Below are 21,957 nucleotides of genomic sequence, written 5' to 3' on the forward strand. Positions count from 1 at the left end.
CACTCCGCAGTCAGGCACTCGCCCCACAGCCCAGTGTGCACCCGGCCCGGCCCATGAAGCGGTCGTGATCAGCCCTAGGGCCAGCAAAGGCTCAGGCCCCGATCCCGGCCTCCCACTTCCTCCGCTTCAGCACGTACTCGCTGAACAGATGCCGCCCCCGGTCGAGGAGGTCGCCCACCTCCACCGACCCGGGCGGCACGTCCGCCGTCACCTGCCAGCCCTGCACGGACTGCCCGGCCCAGCGCCGCAGCCTGACATCCGGATCGTCGAGCAGGGCGACCGCCGCCCGCAGCCGCACCAGACCGCCGCACGCGTCCAGCAGCCGGAACGCGGCCACCCGCACATGCCGGGGCCGCCCCGCCGCCAGCCGCCCCGTCAGCCACTCGTCGTCCAGCGACCGCGCGAAGGGCAACAGTGCCGCCGTCGCCTCCCGCACGACCCCGGGCTCCGCATCGTCGAGCAGCGCCCGCAGCCGCCGTACGTCCGTCACGTCCATTACCCGCAACGCGGCCACCGCCCGCGCCCGCACCCCGGGTGCGGGATGGCCGAGCAGCGCCCACAACAACCCGGCGTCCGCCCGCTCCCCGCACTCCGCCAGCCCGGCGACCGCCCCGGGCGGCAGCGAAGGGTCGCCCGGCTCGGCACACCGGCGCCGGTACCAGGCCGGCGGATCGCCTCCCGACTGCCGTACGGCATACCGCGCGCAGGCCCGCACCAGCCCCGACCGGTCGGCGAGAAAACCCTCCGCCCGATCCGCCCGCCCGGCCCGCCGCAACGCGGTCACCCCGGCCGACCGCACCCGCGGCCCGCGCGCGGCGAGCAGCGGTTCGAGCACGTCGCCCGGCACCCCGGCCTCCGGTACGGCGGCCAGGGCGGCCTCGGCGCACAGGTCCTGGACGACCGGGTCGGTGTCACGGGCGGCGGCACGGGCCAGCTCGGCGGGGGACAGGTGCCCCTCGTCGACGGCGAGGCGGTACGCGAAACGGCGTACGGCACGGTCGGGGTGGGTGCACAGGGGCGCGAGGCGTTCGCGGGGCGCCCGGCGCAGGACCTCGTCGAGCAGACCGACACCGAAGGCACCCCGGTCGCGCCGGCCGACGAGCAGGATCAGCGGCGCGAGCGGGAGTGCGGTGTCCGGACCGAGGGCGGCGCGCAGCACCTCCTGGGCCCGCTCGCGCACGGGGGCGGCCCAGTCGGCGGTACGGACGACGACCAGCGGCAACAGGGCGGGGCGGTGCGCCGCCGGACCGAGAGCCGCCTCACGCACCCGGCCGTCGTGGTGGCACAGGGCCAGCGCGAGCCGGGGCTCGGCGAGGGCCTCGGGGCCCCGGAGCGCGCAGAGCCACGTGCGTCGGCCCTCGACCTCCACCCGCGTCGGCAGCAGGCCGGGCGCCAACCACGAACGCGTCCCCGCGTCCAGCGCGAGCCAGGCCGTCGGGTCGGCGGTATCGAGCACGTCCCGCAGCGCCGCCCCCTCGGCCAGCCGCCGCGCCGCCACCCCGCCGCCCCTGATGTCCTCGCGCATCTAGTACGGCGCCCGGAAGTTCGCGTACCCCAACAGCAGGATGATCGCCGCCACACTCCCGAGCACGACGACCGTCGACACCCACGACGAACGGCGCGGCCCCGCCGGGTCGGGGTCGGCGCGGAACGGCTGCGGCTCGGGCGGGTTCTCCCTCCAGCGCGCGGCCAGCATCCGGGCCCGCGCGGAGGGCTCCTTGTGCTCGGCGTTGTCGGCCCACTTGAGGTCGAACTCCCGCTCCGCGTCGTCCTGTTCGGGCATCCCCGTAACCCCCGTCGTCTCCGTTTCGAACATTTGTGCCGGACACCATACGACGACGCCCCCGCCCTGAGAAATCCAGGAGCGGGGGCGCGGTCGAAGGACCTACGGGCCGATCACACGTCGAAGTAGAGCTCGAACTCGTGCGGGTGCGGACGCAGCTGCAGCGGCGCGATCTCGTTGGCGCGCTTGAAGTCGATCCACGTCTCGATCAGGTCCGGCGTGAAGACGTCGCCCTGGAGGAGGAACTCGTGGTCGGCCTCGAGGCGGTCGAGGACGGCCGGGAGGGAGGTCGGGACCTGCGCCACGCTCGCGTGCTCCTCGGGAGCCAGCTCGTACAGGTCCTTGTCGATCGGCTCGGCCGGCTCGATCTTGTTCTTGATGCCGTCCAGGCCCGCGAGGAGCAGGGCCGAGAAGGCGAGGTACGGGTTGCCGGAGGAGTCGGGCGCGCGGAACTCCACACGCTTGGCCTTCGGGTTGGAGCCCGTGATCGGGATACGCATGGCCGCGGAGCGGTTGCGCTGCGAGTACACGAGGTTGATCGGCGCCTCGAAGCCCGGCACCAGACGGTGGTACGAGTTCACCGTCGGGTTGGTGAAGGCGAGCAGCGACGGGGCGTGCTTGAGGATGCCGCCGATGTAGAAGCGGGCGGTGTCCGACAGGCCCGCGTAACCGGCCTCGTCGTAGAACAGCGGGGAGCCGTTGGTCCACAGCGACTGGTGGACGTGCATGCCCGAGCCGTTGTCGCCGAAGATCGGCTTCGGCATGAAGGTCGCGGTCTTGCCGTTGCGCCAGGCCACGTTCTTCACGATGTACTTGAAGAGCTGGAGGTCGTCGGCCGCGGCGAGCAGCGTGTTGAACTTGTAGTTGATCTCGGCCTGGCCGGCGGTGCCCACCTCGTGGTGCTGGCGCTCGACCTGGAGGCCGGAGGCGGCCAGTTCCAGGGAGATCTCCGCACGCAGGTCGGCGAAGTGGTCGACCGGCGGCGTCGGGAAGTAGCCGCCCTTGTAGCGGACCTTGTAACCACGGTTGTCCTCGAGGGCGCCGGTGTTCCAGGCGCCCGCCTCGGAGTCGATGTGGTAGAAGGACTCGTTCGCGCTGGTCGCGAAGCGGACGGAGTCGAAGACGTAGAACTCGGCCTCGGGGCCGAAGTACGCGGTGTCCGCGATACCGGTCGACGCCAGGTAGGCCTCGGCCTTCTTCGCCACGTTGCGCGGGTCACGGCTGTACTGCTCGCCGGTGATCGGGTCGTGGATGAAGAAGTTGATGTTCAGCGTCTTGTCACGGCGGAAGGGGTCGACCCGGGCGGTCGACAGGTCCGCGCGCAGCGCCATGTCGGACTCGTGAATGGCCTGGAAACCACGGATCGACGAGCCGTCGAAGGCGAGCTCCTCGTCCGGGTCGAACGCCTCGACGGGCAGCGTGAAGTGCTGCATCACACCCGGCAGGTCGCAGAAGCGGACGTCGACGAACTTGACGCTTTCGTCCGCGATGAACTTCTTAACCTCGTCGGCGTTCTGGAACATCCAGCTCCTCCTACTCCCGACGGTCGAGCCGGGGTGGTAGTTCGTTCGTGCGGCCAGTGCGGTGGCACACGCTGTCGTCGACCCTAGGGACGGGTGATTTCTCAGGCGTGACCCATTTGTTTCGCACAAGTTAACCGGACATCGCGGTGCCCACCCCACCTGTCCGTATCGCGAAACGGGCACAGTACCGTGGACGGGTGGACAACAGGCATGCAATCGGATCGTGGCTTTCCGGACCGCGCGCGGCCGCGGAAGAAGCCGGTGTCGACTTCGGATACCGCGGCGAGCAGCTCGGTCTGCCGGAGGAGGGGCCGGGCTCGATCGCCCGACCCGGCCGGCGCCTCGGCGCCATCGCCGTCGACTGGGGTCTGTGCCTCTTGATCGCATACGGTCTCATCACGGACGGTTACGACCAGGCGACCAGCAACTGGGCGCTCCTCCTCTTCTTCCTGCTCGGCATTCTGACCGTCGGCACCCTCGGTTTCACTCCGGGTAAGCGCCTCTTCGGCCTGCGTGTGGTCGCCGCCGACACCGGCCGCGTCAGCCCCGCCCGCGCCCTGCTCCGCACGGCCCTGCTGTGCCTCGCCATCCCCGCCCTGATCTGGGACCGCGACGGCCGTGGCCTGCACGACCGGCTGGCCCGCACCGTGGAAGTGCGCATCTAGCATCCGTGTGAGGAGCCCGTACGACGAAGGGGGCGCCCGGAGTGATCCGGGCGCCCCCTTCGTCGTACAAGGGAGTCAGCGAGCCTTCGGCCCGCCCTTCGGGAGCTTCATGCCCTTCGGCATCGGCCCCTTGGGCAGTGGCATGTTGCTCATCAGGTCGCCCATGGCGCGCAGCCGGTCGTTGGTGGCCGTCACCTGCGGACCGGCCAGCACGCGCGGCAGCTTCAGCATGGTCGTGCGCAGCTTCTTCAGCGGGACCTGGCCTTCGCCCGTGCCCACCATCAGGTCGTGCACCGGCACGTCCGCGACGATGCGGTTCATCTTCCGCTTCTCGGCGGCCAGCAGGCTCTTGACCCGGTTCGGGTTGCCCTCGGCGACCAGGACGATGCCGGCCTTGCCGACCGCCCGGTGCACCACGTCCTGGCTGCGGTTCATCGCCACCGCGGGGGTGGTCGTCCAGCCCCGGCCGACATTGTCGAGTACCGCCGCGGCCGCGCCCGGCTGGCCCTCCATCTGCCCAAAGGCCGCTCGCTCGGCCCGGCGCCCGAACACGATCGCCGACGCGAGGAAGGCGAACAGGAGGCCGAGAATGCCGAGATAGATGGGATGACCGATCAAGAAACCGATCGCGAGGAAGACACCGATGGTGACGATTCCGACAGCCGCGAGTACAAGACCGATCTTCTTGTCGGCCTTGCGAGTCATCTTGTAGGTCAGAGCGATCTGCTTGAGTCGCCCGGGATTCGCAGCGTCCGCTGCCGTGTCCTTCCTCGCCATGGCACGAAGTCTACGTGCCCCCGGAAGCGCCGACGACGGCAGTGCCCGCGGGAGAGGGGTAAAGGCGCCTCAGGGACTCAAGGTGAACGTCTGCTCCAGGACGCGCTGCGCCTCGACCCGGTCCTTGGCGCGGCGGCGGTCCTCCAGGACGGACGTCCAGGCGTTGCGGCGGGCGGTGCGCTGGCCACTGCTCATGAGCAGGGACTCGACGGCGCGGAGCGCGTCGGTGAAGGTCGGAATCGCTGTGGCGCGGACGGGCGCGGCCTGCATGATGGGGGTCCCCCCTCGATACCCGCGTGCGGGTAGTGGGTGTACGTGGTGTGAGTCCAGGGTCACTGATTGGTGTTACCAGGGCATGACCGACCGGTCAAACACCCATGAAGCCTCGGTGCCGGGCCCCCGAACGCCGACGCGGCCCTGACATATGCCCTCATCAGCGAGGACGGTCAGGACCGCGTCATATCGGTCACTACCGGCGGGTAGTTTCTTGTGCGTGAATTCACACGCTTGCCTCCGCAGGGACGGGGCAAGGCGGGTGACGGTCTGTCAGGCGGTGAGCCGGTCAGACGGCCTGCGAGGCGACGTAGGAGCCCCGCTTCTCGATCGCCATCTGGTAGAGCCGGCCGGCGCGGTACGAGGAACGCACCAGCGGACCGGACATCACGCCGGAGAAACCGATCTGCTCGGCCTCGTCCTTCAGCTCCACGAACTCGTGCGGCTTGACCCAGCGCTCCACGGGGTGGTGGCGCACGGACGGGCGCAGGTACTGCGTGATGGTCACCAGCTCGCAGCCGGCGTCGTGCAGCTGCCGGAGCGCCTCGCTGACTTCCTCGCGCGTCTCGCCCATGCCGAGGATCAGGTTCGACTTGGTGACCAGGCCGTAGTCGCGGGCGTCGGTGATGACCTTCAGCGAGCGCTCGTAGCGGAAGCCGGGGCGGATGCGCTTGAAGATGCGCGGGACCGTCTCGACGTTGTGCGCGAAGACCTCGGGGCGGGAGGCGAAGACCTCCGCCAGCAGCTCCGGTACGGCGTTGAAGTCCGGGGCCAGGAGCTCAACCTTGGTGCGGCCGGCCTCGCGGGAGGCGGTCTGCTCGTGGATCTGGCGGACCGTCTCGGCGTACAGCCAGGCGCCGCCGTCCTCCAGGTCGTCGCGGGCGACGCCGGTGATCGTGGCGTAGTTCAGGTCCATGGTGACCACGGACTCGCCCACGCGCCGGGGCTCGTCCCGGTCGAGCGCCTCGGGCTTGCCGGTGTCGATCTGGCAGAAGTCACAGCGCCGGGTGCACTGGTCGCCGCCGATGAGGAAGGTGGCCTCACGGTCTTCCCAGCACTCGTAGATGTTGGGGCAGCCGGCTTCCTGGCAGACGGTGTGCAGCCCCTCGCTCTTCACGAGGTTCTGCATCTTGGTGTATTCGGGACCCATTTTCGCCCGAGTCTTGATCCACTCGGGCTTGCGCTCGATGGGGGTCTGGCTGTTGCGGACCTCCAGGCGCAGCATCTTGCGTCCGTCGGGTGCGACTGCGGACACGTCGGCTCCCTGCTGATTGCTTCGGGTAATCTTCGATTCTTCGGCGCACACCAGGGTACGCCCGTGGTAATCGGGCCCTGCCTTCGAGGCCAACCCGAGACTCCCGGGGTGCATTCCCGTCAGGCGGGTGCGGTCCGATGAGGCGTCGGGTGCCTTCCCGTCAGGCGGAGGTCCGCTCGATCTCCCGCGGCTTGAGGTCCGCGTTCTCCAGGACGTCCTTCAGGTGTCGCTCCACGATCGGCAGCACCTCGTCGATCGTGACGTCCCGGCCGAGTTCACCGGCGAGCGAGGCGACCCCCGCGTCCCGGATCCCGCACGGGATGATCCGGTCGAACCACCGGTTGTCCGGGTTCACGTTCAGCGCGAAGCCGTGCATCGTGACGCCCTTGGCCACGCGGATGCCGATCGCGGCGATCTTGCGGTCCTCGCGGCGCTGGCCGGCGTTGGAGGGGGCGTACTCCGGGCCGTTCATGCGCGGGTCGAACTCCTCGTCGTGCAGACGGGGGTCGAAGTCCAGGGACAGTCCGCCGAGCGAGGGGCGCTGACCGACCGGGTCGCCGAGCACCCACACGCCGCTGCGGCCCTCGACCCGGCTGGTCTCGAGGCCGAACTCCGCGCAGGTGCGGATCAGGGCCTCCTCCAGCCGCCGTACGTGCGCCACGACGTCCACCGGACGCGGAAGCTTCTGGATCGGGTAGCCGACCAGCTGGCCCGGGCCGTGCCAGGTGATCTTGCCGCCGCGGTCGACGTCGATGACGGGGGTGCCGTCGAGCGGTCGCTCGCTGTCCGCCGTACGCCGGCCTGCCGTGTAGACCGCGGGGTGCTCCAGGAGCAGCACGGTGTCGGGGATCTCGTCGGCGAACCGGGCCGCGTGCACCCGGCGCTGCTCGTCCCACGCCTCCTGGTACTCGACGGCGTCCGCACCGAATCCCATCCGGACGAACCGCAACTCACTCACGGCAAGCGCCTCCCTTGAAGCCCTGGCGGGGTCGTAAGGCACGAAGCGTGCCCACGCCACTGTACGACCGAGCGCCGTGCGTCAGCCGTGCGGCCAATCCTCACACGATCGGATGAACGAACGTCGAAGTGTGCGATCACCTGCTCACTCTCCGCTACATTCACGCCGTTCACAGAGGCCATAAGGGCTGCTCACAGGCAATCCGGGCACCACGCGTCCGATGAGGCCGCGCGGCGGCCCGAAGGCAGGAGACCGCACCGCAGATGACGGAACGACCCGCGCAGCGCACTCCCAACCGACAGCTCGCCGCGCTCATCGCAGAAGCGGGGTTCTCCAACGCGGGTCTCGCCCGTCGCGTGGACCAGCTCGGACTCGAACACGGGCTGGACCTGAGATACGACAAGACCTCCGTGACCCGGTGGCTGCGCGGGCAGCAGCCCCGCGGCACCACTCCCGCCCTGATCGCCGAGGTCTTCACCCGCCGGCTAGGCCGCCGGCTCACCGCCCAGGATCTCGGGCTCGACGCCTGCGCCCCGGTCTACGCGGGCCTCGAGTTCGCCGCCGGTCCCGAAGAGGCCGTCGACATCGTCAGCGGGCTGTGGCGCAAGGACTCCGGCAGCCACGCCGAACTCCGCAAGATCGCCTTCACCCCGGCCGGCCTGGTCGTTCCCAGCCGGGACTGGCTGATCGGCCGCCCCGACGACCGGGTGGCCCGCGGCGAAGCGCCCCCGCGGGTGCCCTCGCAAGGCCGCCCCGGCGTGCCCCGGCAGCGCGGCGCGGCCGAACGCGGCCCCGGCCAGAAGGTCACCGGCGGCGACATCGCCGCCCTCCGCTCGGTCGGCGAGCTGTTCCGCTCCCTCGACGACATGTACGGCGGCGGCCACGCGCGCCAGGCCCTCGTGCGCTACCTGGAACACGAGTGCGAGCCGATGCTGCGCGGCACCTACGGCGAGCAGACCGGCCGTCGCCTGTTCGCCGCCGCCGCCGACCTCACCAGGCTCGCGGGCTGGACGTCGTACGACATCGCGGCTCACGGCCTCGCCCAGCGTTACTTCGTGCAGGCGCTCAGGCTGGCGCAGGCGGCCGGGGACCGGGCGTACGGCTCCTACGTGCTGATCACCATGAGCCGGCAGGCCGTCTATCTCGGGCACGGGCGCGAGGCCGTGCAGCTCGCGCGGGTGGCGCAGCAGGGCGTGGGGACCAACGCCCCGCCGGTCGTGCAGGCGCTGCTGCACGCCGTCGAGGCCCGCGGGCACGGGGTGCTCGGCGAGGTACGCCTGTGCACCGCCTCGCTGGTACGTGCCGAGCGCGCCCTGGAGGCCGCCCGGCCCGGTGACGACGTCCCGTACTGGGCGCGGTTCTTCGACGAGGCGCAGCTCGCCGACGAGTTCGGCCACTGCCACCGGGACCTCCAGCAGTTCCGCTCGGCCGTCCAGCACGCCGAGCGCTCCCTGCACCTGCGCGCGCCCTCCTACGCCCGCAGCCGCCTCTTCTGCCGAGTCGTCCTCGCCTCCGCCCGCCTCGGCCTCGGCGAACTCGACCAGGCCTGCGCGCTGGGCGCCGAGGCGGCCGGCCAGGCGGCGGAGATGCGGTCGGTGCGGGCCGTGGAGTACGTACGGGACTTCGAGCGGAGGTTGGAGCCGTACAAGGACGCGGCACCGGTGCGGGGGTACCGCGACAAGGTCGCGGCCCTGGGGTGAGGCGATCGCCGTGACCTTGACGGTGGTGGGCGCTGCGCGACCGCGTCGTGGCCGGTCGCGCGGTTCCCGCGCCCCTAGGGCGTTTCAGGCGGCCCGCGGTGTGGACATCGGCTCCGCCCGGTGCATCGACCCGGTCGCGCCCAGGTCCGCCAGCAGCGCCGACGCGGCACGGTGGGCCGAGTGCAGCGCCCCCTGCACCGTGCTCGTGTCCCGGTGGTCGCCGCACACATACAGGCCCGCCAGCAGCCGTACCGGGCGGCGCAGATCGTGTGGCGGGCGCATCGCCGGGACCGCCTCGGCGGTGTGGTGGACGGCGAGGGTCTCCCAGCGGCGGGTGGAGGTGCCGTAGAGGCGGGACAGCTGCATGCGGACGGCGGTCTCCAGGTCGGACGGCGGTGGGCCGAGGACCGTCGAGGAGACGAGGGTGCGACCCGCGGGTGCGCGGGCCGGGTCGACGCGGCTGACCACCGCCGTGTGCGCGACCGGGCCGCCCCGGTCCGCGTCGAGCAGCAGGGACGCGCCCGTCGTCGGCGGCTCGTCCGTCGTGTGGTGGACCACCGTCACCGGGTGGAAGTCCGGTACCCGCAGCCCCGGCAGGAGCTCGGCGGCGGCCCGGGCGTCGGTCGCGACGAGCACGGCCCGGCAGCGGATCTCACCGTGCTCGGCGGTCGTCACCGAGGTCGTGGAGATCGAGGTGACCCGGACGCCGGTGTGTACGGTGCCCGGCGGCAGCGTCTGCGCGAGCAACTCGGGCAGTACCTCGGCGCCGCCCTCCGGCACACACAGCCGCCCGCCCGCGAACGCCCGCAGCGCGAGGTCCGCGCACCGGCTCGACGTGGTCAGCTCCGGGTCGCACAGCAGGGCGGCGAGCAGCGGACGCAGGAAGCCGTCGATCGTGCGGGCCGGTACTCCGCGGGCGGCGAGGGCCTGCCCGGCGGGGAGTTCGGGGCGGGCCAGCAGCCGGTCGACGGGGGTGTTCGCGATCCGGGACAGCGCGGCACCGAGCCGCGCCTGGTCGACGGCGGTGCCGAGCGGGACGGTCGCCCCGGCCTTCGGCACCGAGGTCGGCCGGGGGGCCGTACGCCCCTTGGCGGGGGCGCTTGCCAGGGCGCGCACCGCATGGAGTGCGCCCCGTGCGCCCCCCGCGTTCTGGGGCGGGGTGGCGCGGTGATGGCGGCCGTCGCTGTGCAGCAGGACGCCCGGTGCGAAGGGCCGCAGCACGAGCCCGTCCAGCCCCGGTGTCAGCCGTAGTTCGGGATACGCCGTGGACAGCAGCTGTCCGATGCGGTCGAGCCGGAAGCCGTCGACCTTCTCGGTCGTCATCCGGCCGCCCACACCCGGGGCGGCCTCCAGCACCGCCGTCGTCACTCCTGCGCTGGTCAGCCGATGCGCCGCGGACAGCCCGGCGACACCGGCTCCCACGATCACGACGTCCGCCTGGTACGCGGGCTCAAGCACGTGCCCCTCCTCGAGGTTGCGCGGCCGGTGGAGACGTCATGCCCCCAACTGCCTCCGGGAATACCCGAGTTCGGGTCGAGGGTAGGCCCGTGACCGATCAGGGACAGTCGCGCATCGACAGGGCACGGTCGCACGACGGTCGCATGCGATCACAGACGTCACCTCGCCGCCCGGATCGCCTCCTCGATCTCCGGGAACGCGAAGGTGAACCCCGACTCCAACAGCCGCATCGGCAACACCCGCTGACTGCCCAGCACGTCCCCGGCCATCTCGCCGAGCGCGGCCCGCAGCACCGGTGCGGGCACCGCGAACAGCGTGGGCCGGCCCAGCACGCGTCCCATCGCGGCGGTGATCTCACGGTTCGTCAGCGGATGCGGGGCGGTCACGTTGAACGGCCCCGACAGACCCTCGGTGTCGATGAGATGGCGGATCGCGGCCACCTCGTCGTGCAGCGAGACGAACGACCAGTACTGCCGCCCGTCGCCCATCCGCCCGCCGAGCCCCGCCAGGAACAGCGGGAACAGCCGCCCCCACGCCCCGCCCTCGCGGGACACCACCAGGCCCGTGCGGGTGAACACCGTCCGTACGCCCGCCTCCTGGGCCGGCGCCGCTGCCCCTTCCCACTCCACGCACAGTTCGGGCAGGAAGCCCTTCCCGGGCGGGGCGTCCTCGTCGACGGGCCGGTCGCCGGTCTCGCCGTAGATGCCCATCGCGCTGCCGTTGACGAAGACCCGCGGCGGCCGGTCCAGGGAGGCGACGGCCTCGGCGAGGGCCGCCGTGCCCAGCACCCGGCTGGAGCGGATCCGCTCCTTGTAGGCGTCCGTCCAGCGGCGCGACCCCACGTTCGCCCCGGCCAGGTTGACCACGGCGTCGCATCCGTCGAGCCCGGCCGCGTCGACGTACTTCCGCTCGGGGTCCCAGCGCACCTCGTCCCGCGCTCTGGGCGGCCGGCGCACCAGACGCACCACCTCGTGTCCGTCGGCCGTCAGGGACCGTGCCAGGGCCCCGCCGATGAGACCGGACGCGCCGGCCACCGCGATTCGCGAACGTTCCATGAGCACCATCCTTGCTCAGTGGCCGCGACAGACCCCGAGGGGGCCCCGCGAACACCGTCGTAGGGTGACCGGCATGCCGGTTCCGTACATACGTCACGCCAGCCCCGACGACGAGGAGGCGCTGGGCCGTCTCGACCGCGACTCCTGGTCCCCGCTGCACTCCGTCCAGCCCCGCCCACAGCCGCCGTACGAGCCCTTCTTCAACGAGCGGTTCGGCCCGCTTGACCATCTGGTCGCCGAGCTCGGCGGCAGGATCGTCGGCTACGTCCGGCTGGCCTATCCGACCTCGCTCGCCTGCAACGCCCACGTCCGTCAGATCCAGGGTCTCGCCGTCGCCGAGGAGGCGCGCGGTGCGGGAGTCGGCAGGGCGCTGCTGCGCGCCGCGCAGGACGAGGCCCGGCGGCAGGGGGCGCGCCGGATCACCCTGCGGGTGCTCGGCCACAACACGCCGGCCCGCGAGCTCTACGCGTCCGAGGGCTTCGTCGTGGAGGGCGTGCTGCCCGAGGAGTTCTTCCTGGACGGCCGGTACGTCGACGACGTGCTCATGGGCCGCAGTCTCTGACCTGGTCCGCCGAGGCGGTCATGCGGCGCCTGCGCGCCACGAGATACAGCGGCACCCCCGCCACCGCCGCCGCCGTGGCGAAACCGGCGAGCACCCAGCCCTTGCCGCCGGAGTCCGGCGGCGGAGCCGCGGCGGTGAGGGCGAGCAAGGCCCCGACGAGGGTGACGAGGGTGACGAGAGCGCGTGACATGGCTCAGAGGTACGCCCGGGACCGCTCGGGCACAGCGGATTGAGCCGTACGAGGGCGGCGCGAGCGGTCCGCCTGCCGGGGGAGCGGACCTACCCCGTGGGTCCGCTCACGAGGTCACCAGCTCGCCCGTGTCCACCGCCGCCGTCGCGTCCGCCGCCCGCTCGGCGTCGGGAGCGACCTCGTCCGACGTCAGGACGTATCCCGTCTCGGCGTCCGAGGTGGAGCGGGCGAAGACGACGCCGTAGACCTTGCCGTCGGTGGTGAGGAGGGGGCCGCCGGAGTTGCCCGGGCGGACGGTGGAGCGGATCGAGTAGATCTCGCGGGTGACGGTCGCGTCGTTGTAGATGTTCTGCCCGTTCGCCTCCACCCGGTTCGCGACGGTGGCCGCCTGCAAATTCAGGTCGCCGTCCTGCGGATAGCCCGCGACCACCGCCGAGTCGCCGCGCGTCGCGCTGTCGTCGAAGCGCAGGACGGGGGCGTTCAGATCGGGCACATACAGCACGGCCACGTCCTTGTCCGGGTCGAAGAGCACCACCCGGGCCTCGTACGACCGTCCGACCCCGCCGATCCGCACGGTCGGCTCGTCGATGCCGGCCACCACGTGGGCGTTGGTCATCACATGCTCGCGCGCGTACACGAACCCGCTGCCCTCGCGGCCCTGGGTGCCCGAGACGCCCTCGATCTTGACCGTGCTGAGCTTGGCCGCGCTGGTGGCGCTGGCGGTGACGCTGTCGCCGGTGGGCTTGGCCACCTCGGCCGTCGACTCGTTCTCGAACGGGTTGAAGACCTGCGGGAAGCCCGCCTCGGTGAGCGCGGAGGTGGCCCGCGAGAACCAGCCGGGGGTCGCGTCCGGCATGGTGTTCTGCACGGCACCGAGCAGGGTCGAGTCCCGGATCGCGGTCGTGACCAGCGGCGACGAGGACGCGCCGAGCACGCTCGCGGCCACCCAGGCCACGAGCAGCACGGCCACCGAGTTGGCCGCGGCCCCGCCGACCCCGTCGGCCACCCTCAGCGGCCCCCGGTCCAGCTCCCGGCGCAGCCGCAGAGCCAGCCGCCCCGCCAGCTCGTGCCCCACCACCGCCGGAACGAGGACCGTCAGCACCGCGGTCACCGTCGCCGCGGTCGTGCCCGGCGTGGCCAGGTCCATCACCCACGGCAGCACCCACACGCCGATGGCCGCACCGCCCACGAAGCCGGCGAGCGAGACGCAGCCGGCGACCAGTCCGCGCCGGTAGCCGGATGCCGCGTAGGCGAGGATCACCAGCAACAACAGGATGTCGAGCAGGTCCACTGAGCCGCCTTTCTCCAGGACCCCTTAGTACGCACGGGATGCGCCCAGTGATCAGCCACGCGCGCGTGGCGTCCGGAACCCGCCACGCGTGCGTGTACCCCGGAAAACGTCGCGGAACAGGACGATGGTTCCACCGGGTGGCACAGCACACATCGCGGGCGGACCGGATCCGTCGGACAGTGGGAAGCATGCGTGTCCGAAGATTGACGGGCTCCCGGAGATCACGCGCGGTGCGCATACCGAAGACCGCGCTCGTGCTGCTCGGCTGTCTGCCCGGCGTCGCGGCCTTCGTGGCACTGGTGCTGTGCGCGCACGGAATCGACGGCATCGGGTCAGACGACGCCCGCTCGGTCGAGGGCCGCCCCGCGGTGGCCCACACCGTGACCCGACCGCACATCGTGCCGAGGTCGGTCTGGGCGGCGCGGGACAGCGACCGCACCCGGCCGCCGCCGCGCTACGACGACAAGGTCGTGGCGGTGTTCGTCCACCACACCGACTCGCCCAACGCCTACGACTGCGCCGAGGCACCCCGCATCATCCGCTACCTCGCCCAGGGCATGACCGACGCCCGCGACTGGGACGACATCGGCTACAACTTCCTCGTCGACCGCTGCGGCACCATCTACGAGGGCCGTGCGGGCGGTACCGACCGCCCCGTCACCGGCGCCCACACCCAGGGCTTCAACCACCGCACCACGGGCATCGCCGCCCTCGGCACCTTCACCGCCGGAGTGCCGGTCCCGAAGGTGATGACCGACGCGATCGCCCACCTCGCCGCCTGGAAGCTGGGACTCGCCGGCATCGACCCCCGCGGGAAGGTCCGCCTGGTCTCCAGCAACGGCCTCAGCCGCTACGCCGACGGCACCCCCGCGACCCTCCCCGTCCTGGCCGGCCACAAGGACGGCTACCGGACGAGCTGCCCGGGCGCGGCCCTGAGCGCCCGCCTCCCGGAGATCAGGGACCTGGCCGCCCGCCTGCAGGGCAGGACGTGACCGTGCGCGGCTCACAGGTTTCTCCCAGCCGGCTCACGGATCCCCCAGAGGCGGCCGCCATAGCGTCAGGGACACGCACTGACCGGAGGTGGGGATCATGAACAGCCGTCACATCGACGCCGACGCCGACAAGACCACGCAGCAGGCGGACGGCCGGGCCAGGACCGCCCGCGGCCCCTGGGCGGTCGCCTGCGCGGTCGCGGCCGTCGTCCTGGGCCCCGCCGCCGGCACCGCGTCCGCCCTCGAACAGGCCAACGCGGCGCCCCTGCACCACGCCGTGACGGCGGACCGGACGCACGCCTACCTCCCGACGGACCCGACCCGCCGCCGCACGGCCGCCTAGGCCTCAGCCCCGGAACCGCTCCCACAGCTTCGGATACCGCCCGGCCAGCACCGACTCGTCCTCGAAGTCGAGCGGCCTGCCCTGTGGCTCCGAGGGGGCGGGCGCGATGCCCAGGTCGGGGGCGACGGTACCGGTGAGCTGCTCGTACGCCTCGTCCGCCGCGTAGCCGAGTTCCTCACCGTCGCCGTCCATCTCCTCGTCGAAGTCGTCCAGGAGGTCGGCGAGCGAGTCGGGGTCGTGCACCGCGCCCTCGTACACCTCGCGGCCCTGGCCGATCAGCCAGCACCGGAAGAAGTCGAAGGCGTCGTCGCTCGCGCCGTCCAGCAGAACCCAGGCGGCGCCCCACAGGTCCCAGCTGTACGCGCGGTTGTAGCGGGCCTCGAAGTGACGGGCGAAGTCGAGGACCATGTCCGGGTCCAGCCGCAGAAGCCGGTCCACGAGCAGGTCCGCCTGCTCCTCGGGGTCGCCCTCGGCGGCCTCGCGGGTGGCGTCCACCAGCTCCCAGAACTCCGTCTCGTCCATCACGGGTCCAGCATCGGCCCTGGAAGGGTGGGGCGCACGTGGAGTGCGGCGGATTGTTATGTCCCGTACAGCTCCGCCAGTCTGGTCGCGTCCTTGACGAAACGCGCCCGCAAACCCTCCGGCGCCAGCACCTCCACCTCCGGCCCGAGCACCGCGAGCTGCGTGTGCGCGACCTCCTCGGACTCCACCGGCAGGGTCACCGTCACCCACCCGTCGCCGTCCTCGGCGCCGGCCGCTGCCAGCGCCTCCCGGGCCGACAGGGGATCAACGGCGTGCGGCAGTCTGCGCACCCCGTCCCCGGACAGCCGCACCACCACTTCCGCCCGCAGCAGCGAACGCGCGAACTGCTCCGCCCGTTCGTCCCAGAAACCCGGCAGATCGAACTCCTCGTCCCGCGCGAACCGCTCCTCTCCGGCCGTCACCTCGGTGAACCGGTCGATCCGGTACACCCGGTACGACCCGTGACCGCCCGCCACCCGCGCGCACAGGTACCAGACGCCCGCCTTCAGCACGAGCCCGTACGGCTCCAGATCGCGCTCCACCTCGGCCTCCCGGCTCCGGTAGCGCGCGATGATCCGCCGGTCGTCCCACACCGCGTCCGCGACGGCGGGCAGCAGCTCAGGCGTCTTCGGCTCCTTGAACCAGCTCGGCGCGTCCAGATGGAACCGCTGCGCCGCCGTACGAGAGGCGTCGCTCAGGGACGGCAGCAGGGCCGCCGACACCTTCAGCCGCGCCGCCGACGCCGCGTCCTCCAGGCCCATCTCCCGCAGCGCCCCCGGCACCCCCGACAGGAACAGCGCCTCGGCCTCCCCGCGGGCCAGCCCGGTCAGCCGCGTGCGGTACCCGCCGATCAGGCGGTAGCCGCCGGCCCGCCCCCGGTCCGCGTACACCGGCACCCCCGCCTCCGACAGCGCCTGCGCGTCCCGCGTGACGGTCCGCTCGGACACCTCCAGCTCCCGCGCCAGCTCGGCGGCGGTCATCGACGGCCGGGACTGGAGCAGCAGCACCATTTTGATCAGACGGGCAGCGCGCATACGGCCATGATGCCGGGCCCCACCGACAACGAAGGGGCACGGCAGCGGCCGTACCCCTTCATCGCCGTCCTCGGACCTCAGGTCCTACAGACCGTACTTCTCCCGTGCTTCCTTCACCGAGGTCGCCTTGACCTCGCCCCGCTTCGCGAGCTGGGCCAGGGCCGCGACGACGATCGACTCGGCGTCGACACCGAAGTGGCGGCGGGCCGCCTCACGGGTGTCCGAGAGGCCGAAGCCGTCGGCGCCCAGCGAGGAGTAGTCCTGCTCGACCCACTGCGCGATCTGGTCGGGGACCTGGCGCATGTAGTCGGAGACCGCGAGCACCGGGCCCTCGGCGCCGTTCAGCGCCTGACGGAGGTACGGCACCCGCTCCTCGCCCTCCAGGAGGGCCGCGTCGGCCTCCAGCGCGTCCCGGCGCAGCTCGGTCCAGGAGGTCGCGGACCACACGTCGGCGGCCACACCCCACTCCTCGGCGAGCAGCTTCTGCGCCTTGATCGCCCAGTGGATCGCCGTGCCGGAGCCCAGGAGCTGGATGCGCGGCGCGTTGGCCACCGGGGACAGCCCCGCCGACTCCGCCGTGCTGAACCGGTACAGGCCCTTGACGATGCCCTCGTCGACGCCGAGGCCCGACGGCTTCGCGGGCTGCGGCAGCGGCTCGTTGTAGACGGTGAGGTAGTAGAAGACGTTCGGGTCCTCACCGGGGGCCGCCTCGCCGTACATCCGGCGCAGACCGTCCTTGACGATCGCCGCGACCTCGTACGCGAACGCCGGGTCGTACGTCAGCGCTGCGGGGTTGGTCGCCGCGATGACCGGCGAGTGGCCGTCGGCGTGCTGGAGGCCCTCGCCCGTCAGGGTCGTACGGCCGGCCGTGGCGCCGACGAGGAAGCCTCGGCCGAGCTGGTCGCCGAGCTGCCACATCTGGTCGGCCGTGCGCTGCCAGCCGAACATCGAGTAGAAGATGTAGAACGGGATCATCGCTTCGCCGTGCGTGGAGTACGCGGTGGACGCGGCGATGAAGTCGGCCATCGAACCGGCCTCGGTGATCCCCTCGTTGAGGATCTGGCCGTTCTCGGCCTCCTTGTAGTACATCAGCTGGTCGCGGTCGACCGGCTCGTACGTCTGGCCCTTGGGCGAGTAGATGCCCAGGGAGGGGAACAGGCTCTCCATGCCGAAGGTGCGCGCCTCGTCGGGGACGATCGGCACCCAGCGCTTGCCGGACTCCTTGTCGCGGACCAGGTCCTTGATGAGCCGGACGAAGGCCATGGTGGTGGCCACGTTCTGCGTGCCGGAACCCTTGTCGAAGGAGGCGAACGTCTTCTCCGCCGGGGCCGGCAGGGGGGCCAGCGGCTGCGTACGGCGGGCCGGGGCCGGGCCGCCAAGGGCCGCGCGGCGCTCCTGGAGGTAGCGGACCTCGGGGGAGTCGGCGCCGGGGTGGCCGTAGGGCACGACCCCGTCGACGAACTGGCTGTCCGAGATCGGCAGCTCCAGCAGGTCGCGCATCGTCTTGAACTCGTCCACCGAGAGCTTCTTCATCTGGTGGTTGGCGTTCTTCGACGCGAAACCCTCGCCGAGGGTGTGGCCCTTGACCGTCTGGGCCAGGATGACCGTCGGGGCGCCCTCGAACTCCACGGCCGCCTTGTAGGCCGCGTACACCTTGCGCGCCTCGTGGCCACCGCGGGAGAGGTGGAAACACTCGAGGATCTTGTCGTCGCTCAGCAGCTTCGCCATCTCGACGAGCGCCGGGTCCTTGCCGAAGAAGTCCTCGCGGATGTAGGCGGCGCCGCGCGTCTGGTACGTCTGCACCTGGGCGTCGGGTACCTGACGCAGGCGGCGTACCAGCGCGCCCGTGGTGTCGAGCTGGAACAGCTCGTCCCAGGCGGAGCCCCACAGGGTCTTGATGACGTTCCAGCCGGCCCCTCTGAACTGGGCCTCCAGCTCCTGCACGATCTTGAAGTTCGCGCGGACCGGGCCGTCGAGGCGCTGCAGGTTGCAGTTGATGACGAAGGTCAGGTTGTCCAGACCCTCGCGGGAGGCCAGCCCGAGGGCGGCCGTCGACTCCGGCTCGTCCATCTCGCCGTCGCCCAGGAAGGCCCAGACGTGGGACGAGGAGACGTCCTTGATGCCGCGGTTGGTCAGATAGCGGTTGAAGCGCGCCTGGTAGATCGCCGACAGCGGGCCGAGGCCCATCGACACCGTCGGGAACTCCCACAGCCAGGGCAGGCGGCGGGGGTGCGGATACGACGGCAGACCGCCGCCCGCGGACTCGCGGCGGAAGTTGTCGAGGTGGTCCTCGTTGAGCCGGCCGTCGAGGAAGGCGCGGGCGTAGATACCGGGGGAGGCGTGGCCCTGGATGTAGAGCTGGTCGCCCGAACCGTCGGCCTCCTTGCCCTTGAAGAAGTGGTTGAAGCCCGTCTCGTACAGCCAGGCCGCGGAGGCGAAGGTGGCGATGTGGCCGCCGACGCCGTACTTGCTGCCCCGGCTGACCATCGCCGCCGCGTTCCAGCGGTTCCAGGCGGTGATCCGGGCTTCCATCGCCTCGTCACCGGGCGCGGACGGCTCGGCGGCGGTCGGGATGGTGTTGACGTAGTCGGTCTCGAGGAGCTTGGGCAGCGCGATGCCGGTGCCCTCGGCCCGCTCCAGCGTGCGACGCATCAGGTACGCCGCGCGGTGCGGCCCGGCCGCCTTGGCGACCGCGTCCAGTGAGGCCTGCCATTCGGCGGTCTCCTCCGGGTCCCGGTCCGGGAGCTGGTCGAGCGCGCTCGGCTGGATGGCGTTGGGGTCGGTCATGTCGCCGCCTTCCTCAGTCGAAGGGGGTTCCCAATGAGGGTTTCAGGGGTGCCCTTTGTCTTTGGCAGGACAGGGCGTGGGGCCTCGGTGGAAGCCCGTCGGCGACTCTAACTCCCTGATCGATGATCGATCAAAGGGTTGAGAGGCAAAACCTCTTGATCACGAGAAAATAGGCACGCGGTGCCTCTGGCAGCGGCACCCGGTGTCGCCCTTGGCGGGGATTTTCGCAGGTCGGGCGGCGTTTGAGCGGGGACCTGCTCCGGTGTTTCGGGCTCCCGGGGGTCGTTGCTCAGCAAGCCCGCGCTTCTCACGCCCGCGGCGCGCACCCCAGCACATGGGCCTTCACGATGTCGGCGATACGGGGATCGCGGCGGCGGAACGCGGCCACCAGTTCCTCGTGCTCCTCGGCGTACGACTGCTGCACCGTGCCCAGCCAGCGGATCGACAGGGCGGTGAAGACCTCGATGCCGAGCCCCTCCCAGGTGTGCAGCAGCACCGAGTTCCCGGCGGCCCGGACCAGCTCCCGGTGGAAGCCCACCGTGTGCCGTACCTGCCCCGTCCCGTCCGCGTCCCGGTCCGCCTCGTACAGCGCGGCGACATGCGGCTCCAGGGCCGAGCAGTCCTCCGCCAGCCGCGCCGCCGCCAGCTCCGCCGCGATCGCCTCCAGGCCGGCCCGGACCGGGTAGCTCTCCTCCAGGTCCGCCGCGGTCAGGTTCCGCACCCGCACGCCCTTGTTCGGCGCCGACTCGATCAGTCGCAGCGACTCCAGCTCGCGCAGCGCCTCCCGCACCGGGGTCTGACTGACCTCCAGCTCGGTGGCGATACGGCGCTCCACGATCCGCTCGCCCGGCTTCCAGCGCCCGCTGACGATCCCCTCCACGATGTGCTCGCGGATCTGCTCGCGCAGCGAGTGGACGACGGGCGCGGTCATGAGGGCTCCTTAGGGAGGGGCCGCCCATCGGCCCCGGGGGCGTTTGACGTTTAGACAATAAGGCCGCAGGCCCTTCGGGGAGGGGCGCACGGGGGCGCTTTCGCGCAGGTGAGACGAGGCTTACACGCTCTCAGCTCGACGACTTCTGTCAAGACACGGAACCCCGGAGCCTCGTTCGGTGTCGCGGTCGGCAGAGGGGTTCCCGACCGGGGCACCCCTCGGCACGACGGGGGACGGCATGGACATCGGGGGACGACGGGGACCGCTGTACTGGACGGCCGCGGCGGCCGTGATCGGCGCGCTCCTGGGCGGGACGGGCTGCCGGCAGATGCCCACCCACGCGGAGAGGGAACCGGCCGGCCCGGCCAGGGAAGAGATCACGGGCATGGCGGGTGCGGCCCGGGGCGGCGGCCGCGGCGGCGCCTGCGTCCTCGTCAAGCCGGACGGAGCGCACAGGTTCGGCCACGTCGGCTGGGGCCCGCGCGTCACCGGTACCGACCGCTGGGTGTACGGCGCGGTCGAGAACCCGCCCGGCAGGCTGTACACCCTGCCGGGCGGCGCCATCGGCGCCTGGCACGCGCAGGGGACGTACGCGCGCATGCTCTGCGAGATGTCCCGGGACGCGAACCAGCCGGGCAGGTCGGAGCATCCGTACAGCCGGCACCGCTGCACCTCGTCCACGACGGCCGACGTGCCGGCGGCCCGGTCGATGATCCTCGTCGTCGCCGAGTGGGGCTTCCTCGTGGGCGAGAAGGCGACACCTCGGTGAGACGCCGGTGCCCCCGCCCGGAAAGCTCCGGACGGGGGCACCGTACAAGCGGGAAGCCGGACTACAGGCCGAGCTCGACCTCGAACTCGCCCGCCTCCAGGATCGCCTTGACCGCGGTCAGGTAACGGGCCGCGTCGGCGCCGTCCACCAGACGGTGGTCGTAGGACAGGGTCAGGTACGTCATGTCACGGATACCGATGACCGTGCCCTCCTCCGTCTCGATGACGGCCGGACGCTTGACCGTGGCACCGATACCGAGGATCGCGACCTGGCCCGGCGGCACGATGATCGTGTCGAAGAGCGCGCCGCGCGAACCGGTGTTGCTGATGGTGAAGGTCGCACCGGACAGCTCGTCCGGGGTGATCTTGTTGGCGCGCACCTTGCCCGCGAGCTCCGCGGTGGCCTTGGCGATGCCGGCGATGTTGAGGTCACCGGCGTGCTTGATGACCGGGGTCATCAGGCCCTTCTCGGAGTCCACCGCGATACCGATGCTCTCGGTGTCGAAGTAGGTGATCGTGCCCTCGGCCTCGTTGATCTTGGCGTTGATCGGCGCGTGCGCCTTCAGCGCCTGGGCCGCCGCCTTGACGAAGAACGGCATCGGGGAGAGCTTGACGCCCTCACGGGCCGCGAACGCGTCCTTGGCCCGGCCGCGCAGCTTCATCAGACGGGTGACGTCGACCTCGACGACCGAGGACAGCTGGGCCTGCTCGTGCAGGGCCTTGACCATGTTGTCGCCGATGACCTTGCGGATGCGCGGCATCTTGACGGTCTGGCCACGCAGCGGGGAGGCCTCCAGGACGGGGGCCTTCTTCGCGGCGGCGGCCGGGGCGGCGGCGGCCGGAGCCGGAGCAGCGGCGGCGGCCTTCGCGGCCTCGGCGGCGGCGGTGACGTCCTGCTTGCGGATACGACCGCCCACGCCGGTGCCCTTGACGGTGGCCAGGTCGACGCCGTTCTCGGCGGCGAGCTTGCGCACCAGCGGCGTCACGTAGGCGCCGTCGTCACCGGAGGGGGCGGCGGGAGCCTGCGCGGCCGGAGCCGGAGCCGGAGCGGCCGGCGCGGGAGCCGGAGCGGCCGGAGCCGGGGCAGCGG

General features: G+C 71.7%; 22 protein-coding genes. 6 read left to right on the plus strand and 16 right to left on the minus strand.

The window, feature by feature from the left end; genetic code table 11:
- Nucleotides 1-91: 91 nt before the first annotated feature.
- The 3 genes from ACWBNA_RS30505 to glnA all read right to left on the minus strand — a co-directional run bounded on the left by ACWBNA_RS30505 (nucleotide 92) and on the right by glnA (nucleotide 3,306).
- On the minus strand, nucleotides 92-1,525 hold the full coding sequence (locus ACWBNA_RS30505) for a hypothetical protein (RefSeq protein ID WP_482707737.1): 1,434 nt from the start codon (nucleotides 1,523-1,525) through the stop codon (nucleotides 92-94).
- Nucleotides 1,526-1,783, minus strand: coding sequence for an SCO2583/SCO2584 N-terminal domain-containing protein (locus tag ACWBNA_RS30510; protein WP_482707738.1), 258 nt, complete (start codon nucleotides 1,781-1,783; stop codon nucleotides 1,526-1,528).
- A gap of 113 nt (nucleotides 1,784-1,896) precedes the next feature.
- The gene (gene glnA / locus ACWBNA_RS30515; protein ID WP_383867193.1) at nucleotides 1,897-3,306 is read right to left on the minus strand and encodes a type I glutamate--ammonia ligase; all 1,410 of its coding nucleotides are present in this window, start codon (nucleotides 3,304-3,306) and stop codon (nucleotides 1,897-1,899) included.
- Nucleotides 3,307-3,503: 197 nt separating this feature from the next.
- On the opposite strand from glnA, the gene ACWBNA_RS30520 reads away from it, so the two are divergent.
- Nucleotides 3,504-3,971: an RDD family protein gene (locus ACWBNA_RS30520; protein WP_482707739.1), complete on the plus strand. Its 468-nt coding sequence runs from the start codon at nucleotides 3,504-3,506 to the stop codon at nucleotides 3,969-3,971.
- A gap of 75 nt (nucleotides 3,972-4,046) precedes the next feature.
- Here ACWBNA_RS30520 and ACWBNA_RS30525 read toward each other — a convergent pair whose 3' ends face one another.
- The 4 genes from ACWBNA_RS30525 to lipB form a co-directional block, all read right to left on the minus strand.
- A complete protein-coding gene (locus ACWBNA_RS30525) occupies nucleotides 4,047-4,748 on the minus strand; it encodes a DUF4191 domain-containing protein (RefSeq protein WP_482707740.1) in 702 nt (233 codons plus the stop codon).
- Between the two features lie 69 nt (nucleotides 4,749-4,817).
- The gene (locus ACWBNA_RS30530) at nucleotides 4,818-5,018 is read right to left on the minus strand and encodes an SCO2195 family GlnR-regulated protein (RefSeq protein ID WP_482707741.1); all 201 of its coding nucleotides are present in this window, start codon (nucleotides 5,016-5,018) and stop codon (nucleotides 4,818-4,820) included.
- Nucleotides 5,019-5,310: 292 nt separating this feature from the next.
- Nucleotides 5,311-6,276, minus strand: coding sequence for a lipoyl synthase (lipA, locus tag ACWBNA_RS30535; protein ID WP_482707742.1), 966 nt, complete (start codon nucleotides 6,274-6,276; stop codon nucleotides 5,311-5,313).
- 160 nt (nucleotides 6,277-6,436) lie between these two features.
- Nucleotides 6,437-7,276, minus strand: a complete 840-nt coding sequence (gene lipB, locus ACWBNA_RS30540; RefSeq protein WP_482707743.1) for a lipoyl(octanoyl) transferase LipB — start codon at nucleotides 7,274-7,276, stop codon at nucleotides 6,437-6,439.
- Nucleotides 7,277-7,497: 221 nt separating this feature from the next.
- Between lipB and ACWBNA_RS30545 the strand changes: the two genes are divergently transcribed.
- A complete protein-coding gene (locus tag ACWBNA_RS30545; protein ID WP_482707744.1) occupies nucleotides 7,498-8,934 on the plus strand; it encodes an NsdA family TPR-like regulatory protein in 1,437 nt (478 codons plus the stop codon).
- Nucleotides 8,935-9,018: 84 nt separating this feature from the next.
- Here ACWBNA_RS30545 and ACWBNA_RS30550 read toward each other — a convergent pair whose 3' ends face one another.
- Both ACWBNA_RS30550 and ACWBNA_RS30555 read right to left on the minus strand, forming a co-directional pair.
- Complete coding sequence (locus ACWBNA_RS30550; protein ID WP_482707746.1) at nucleotides 9,019-10,392, minus strand: NAD(P)/FAD-dependent oxidoreductase; 1,374 nt, start codon at nucleotides 10,390-10,392, stop codon at nucleotides 9,019-9,021.
- Between the two features lie 158 nt (nucleotides 10,393-10,550).
- Nucleotides 10,551-11,447 (minus strand): TIGR01777 family oxidoreductase, encoded by an 897-nt coding sequence (locus ACWBNA_RS30555; protein WP_482707747.1) that lies wholly within the window; start codon nucleotides 11,445-11,447, stop codon nucleotides 10,551-10,553.
- Between the two features lie 73 nt (nucleotides 11,448-11,520).
- Between ACWBNA_RS30555 and ACWBNA_RS30560 the strand changes: the two genes are divergently transcribed.
- Entirely contained in the window at nucleotides 11,521-12,009 is a 489-nt protein-coding gene (locus tag ACWBNA_RS30560; RefSeq protein ID WP_482707748.1) for a GNAT family N-acetyltransferase, read from the plus strand.
- Here ACWBNA_RS30560 and ACWBNA_RS30565 read toward each other — a convergent pair.
- The gene (locus ACWBNA_RS30565; RefSeq protein WP_482707749.1) at nucleotides 11,990-12,199 is read right to left on the minus strand and encodes a hypothetical protein; all 210 of its coding nucleotides are present in this window, start codon (nucleotides 12,197-12,199) and stop codon (nucleotides 11,990-11,992) included. The genes ACWBNA_RS30560 and ACWBNA_RS30565 overlap by 20 nt on opposite strands.
- A gap of 106 nt (nucleotides 12,200-12,305) precedes the next feature.
- Complete coding sequence (locus tag ACWBNA_RS30570) at nucleotides 12,306-13,490, minus strand: MarP family serine protease (protein ID WP_482707750.1); 1,185 nt, start codon at nucleotides 13,488-13,490, stop codon at nucleotides 12,306-12,308.
- Between the two features lie 254 nt (nucleotides 13,491-13,744).
- Between ACWBNA_RS30570 and ACWBNA_RS30575 the strand changes: the two genes are divergently transcribed.
- Nucleotides 13,745-14,482: a peptidoglycan recognition protein family protein gene (locus tag ACWBNA_RS30575; RefSeq protein WP_482707760.1), complete on the plus strand. Its 738-nt coding sequence runs from the start codon at nucleotides 13,745-13,747 to the stop codon at nucleotides 14,480-14,482.
- A 97-nt stretch (nucleotides 14,483-14,579) separates the two neighbouring features.
- Entirely contained in the window at nucleotides 14,580-14,825 is a 246-nt protein-coding gene (locus tag ACWBNA_RS30580; RefSeq protein ID WP_482707751.1) for a hypothetical protein, read from the plus strand.
- Nucleotides 14,826-14,828: 3 nt separating this feature from the next.
- Here ACWBNA_RS30580 and ACWBNA_RS30585 read toward each other — a convergent pair whose 3' ends face one another.
- From ACWBNA_RS30585 to ACWBNA_RS30600, 4 genes are all read right to left on the minus strand, one after another.
- Complete coding sequence (locus ACWBNA_RS30585) at nucleotides 14,829-15,347, minus strand: DUF4240 domain-containing protein (protein ID WP_482707761.1); 519 nt, start codon at nucleotides 15,345-15,347, stop codon at nucleotides 14,829-14,831.
- A gap of 56 nt (nucleotides 15,348-15,403) precedes the next feature.
- Nucleotides 15,404-16,381, minus strand: coding sequence for a helix-turn-helix transcriptional regulator (locus ACWBNA_RS30590; RefSeq protein ID WP_482707752.1), 978 nt, complete (start codon nucleotides 16,379-16,381; stop codon nucleotides 15,404-15,406).
- Nucleotides 16,382-16,465: 84 nt separating this feature from the next.
- The gene (gene aceE / locus ACWBNA_RS30595; RefSeq protein WP_482707753.1) at nucleotides 16,466-19,168 is read right to left on the minus strand and encodes a pyruvate dehydrogenase (acetyl-transferring), homodimeric type; all 2,703 of its coding nucleotides are present in this window, start codon (nucleotides 19,166-19,168) and stop codon (nucleotides 16,466-16,468) included.
- Nucleotides 19,169-19,475: 307 nt separating this feature from the next.
- A complete protein-coding gene (locus tag ACWBNA_RS30600) occupies nucleotides 19,476-20,099 on the minus strand; it encodes a GntR family transcriptional regulator (RefSeq protein WP_383867224.1) in 624 nt (207 codons plus the stop codon).
- 178 nt (nucleotides 20,100-20,277) lie between these two features.
- Here ACWBNA_RS30600 and ACWBNA_RS30605 point away from each other — a divergent pair, with 178 nt between their 5' ends.
- Complete coding sequence (locus ACWBNA_RS30605; RefSeq protein WP_482707754.1) at nucleotides 20,278-20,868, plus strand: hypothetical protein; 591 nt, start codon at nucleotides 20,278-20,280, stop codon at nucleotides 20,866-20,868.
- A gap of 61 nt (nucleotides 20,869-20,929) precedes the next feature.
- Here ACWBNA_RS30605 and sucB read toward each other — a convergent pair.
- A partial coding sequence (gene sucB, locus ACWBNA_RS30610) for a 2-oxoglutarate dehydrogenase, E2 component, dihydrolipoamide succinyltransferase (RefSeq protein ID WP_482707755.1) occupies nucleotides 20,930-21,957 on the minus strand: 1,028 nt, incomplete at its 5' end.

The organism is Streptomyces sp. Q2, from assembly GCF_056820935.1.

Bases quoted from the DNA above. Each gene is read 5' to 3' on its own strand.
- ACWBNA_RS30505 (WP_482707737.1), bottom strand. From the start codon at position 1,525: ATGCGCGAGGACATCAGGGGCGGCGGGGTGGCGGCGCGGCGGCTGGCC.
- ACWBNA_RS30510 (WP_482707738.1), bottom strand. From the start codon at position 1,783: ATGCCCGAACAGGACGACGCGGAGCGGGAGTTCGACCTCAAGTGGGCC.
- glnA (WP_383867193.1), bottom strand. From the start codon at position 3,306: ATGTTCCAGAACGCCGACGAGGTTAAGAAGTTCATCGCGGACGAAAGC.
- ACWBNA_RS30525 (WP_482707740.1), bottom strand. From the start codon at position 4,748: ATGGCGAGGAAGGACACGGCAGCGGACGCTGCGAATCCCGGGCGACTC.
- ACWBNA_RS30530 (WP_482707741.1), bottom strand. From the start codon at position 5,018: ATGCAGGCCGCGCCCGTCCGCGCCACAGCGATTCCGACCTTCACCGAC.
- ACWBNA_RS30545 (WP_482707744.1), top strand. From the start codon at position 7,498: ATGACGGAACGACCCGCGCAGCGCACTCCCAACCGACAGCTCGCCGCG.
- ACWBNA_RS30555 (WP_482707747.1), bottom strand. From the start codon at position 11,447: ATGGAACGTTCGCGAATCGCGGTGGCCGGCGCGTCCGGTCTCATCGGC.
- ACWBNA_RS30560 (WP_482707748.1), top strand. From the start codon at position 11,521: ATGCCGGTTCCGTACATACGTCACGCCAGCCCCGACGACGAGGAGGCG.
- ACWBNA_RS30565 (WP_482707749.1), bottom strand. From the start codon at position 12,199: ATGTCACGCGCTCTCGTCACCCTCGTCACCCTCGTCGGGGCCTTGCTC.
- ACWBNA_RS30580 (WP_482707751.1), top strand. From the start codon at position 14,580: ATGAACAGCCGTCACATCGACGCCGACGCCGACAAGACCACGCAGCAG.
- ACWBNA_RS30585 (WP_482707761.1), bottom strand. From the start codon at position 15,347: ATGGACGAGACGGAGTTCTGGGAGCTGGTGGACGCCACCCGCGAGGCC.
- ACWBNA_RS30590 (WP_482707752.1), bottom strand. From the start codon at position 16,381: ATGCGCGCTGCCCGTCTGATCAAAATGGTGCTGCTGCTCCAGTCCCGG.
- aceE (WP_482707753.1), bottom strand. From the start codon at position 19,168: ATGACCGACCCCAACGCCATCCAGCCGAGCGCGCTCGACCAGCTCCCG.
- ACWBNA_RS30600 (WP_383867224.1), bottom strand. From the start codon at position 20,099: ATGACCGCGCCCGTCGTCCACTCGCTGCGCGAGCAGATCCGCGAGCAC.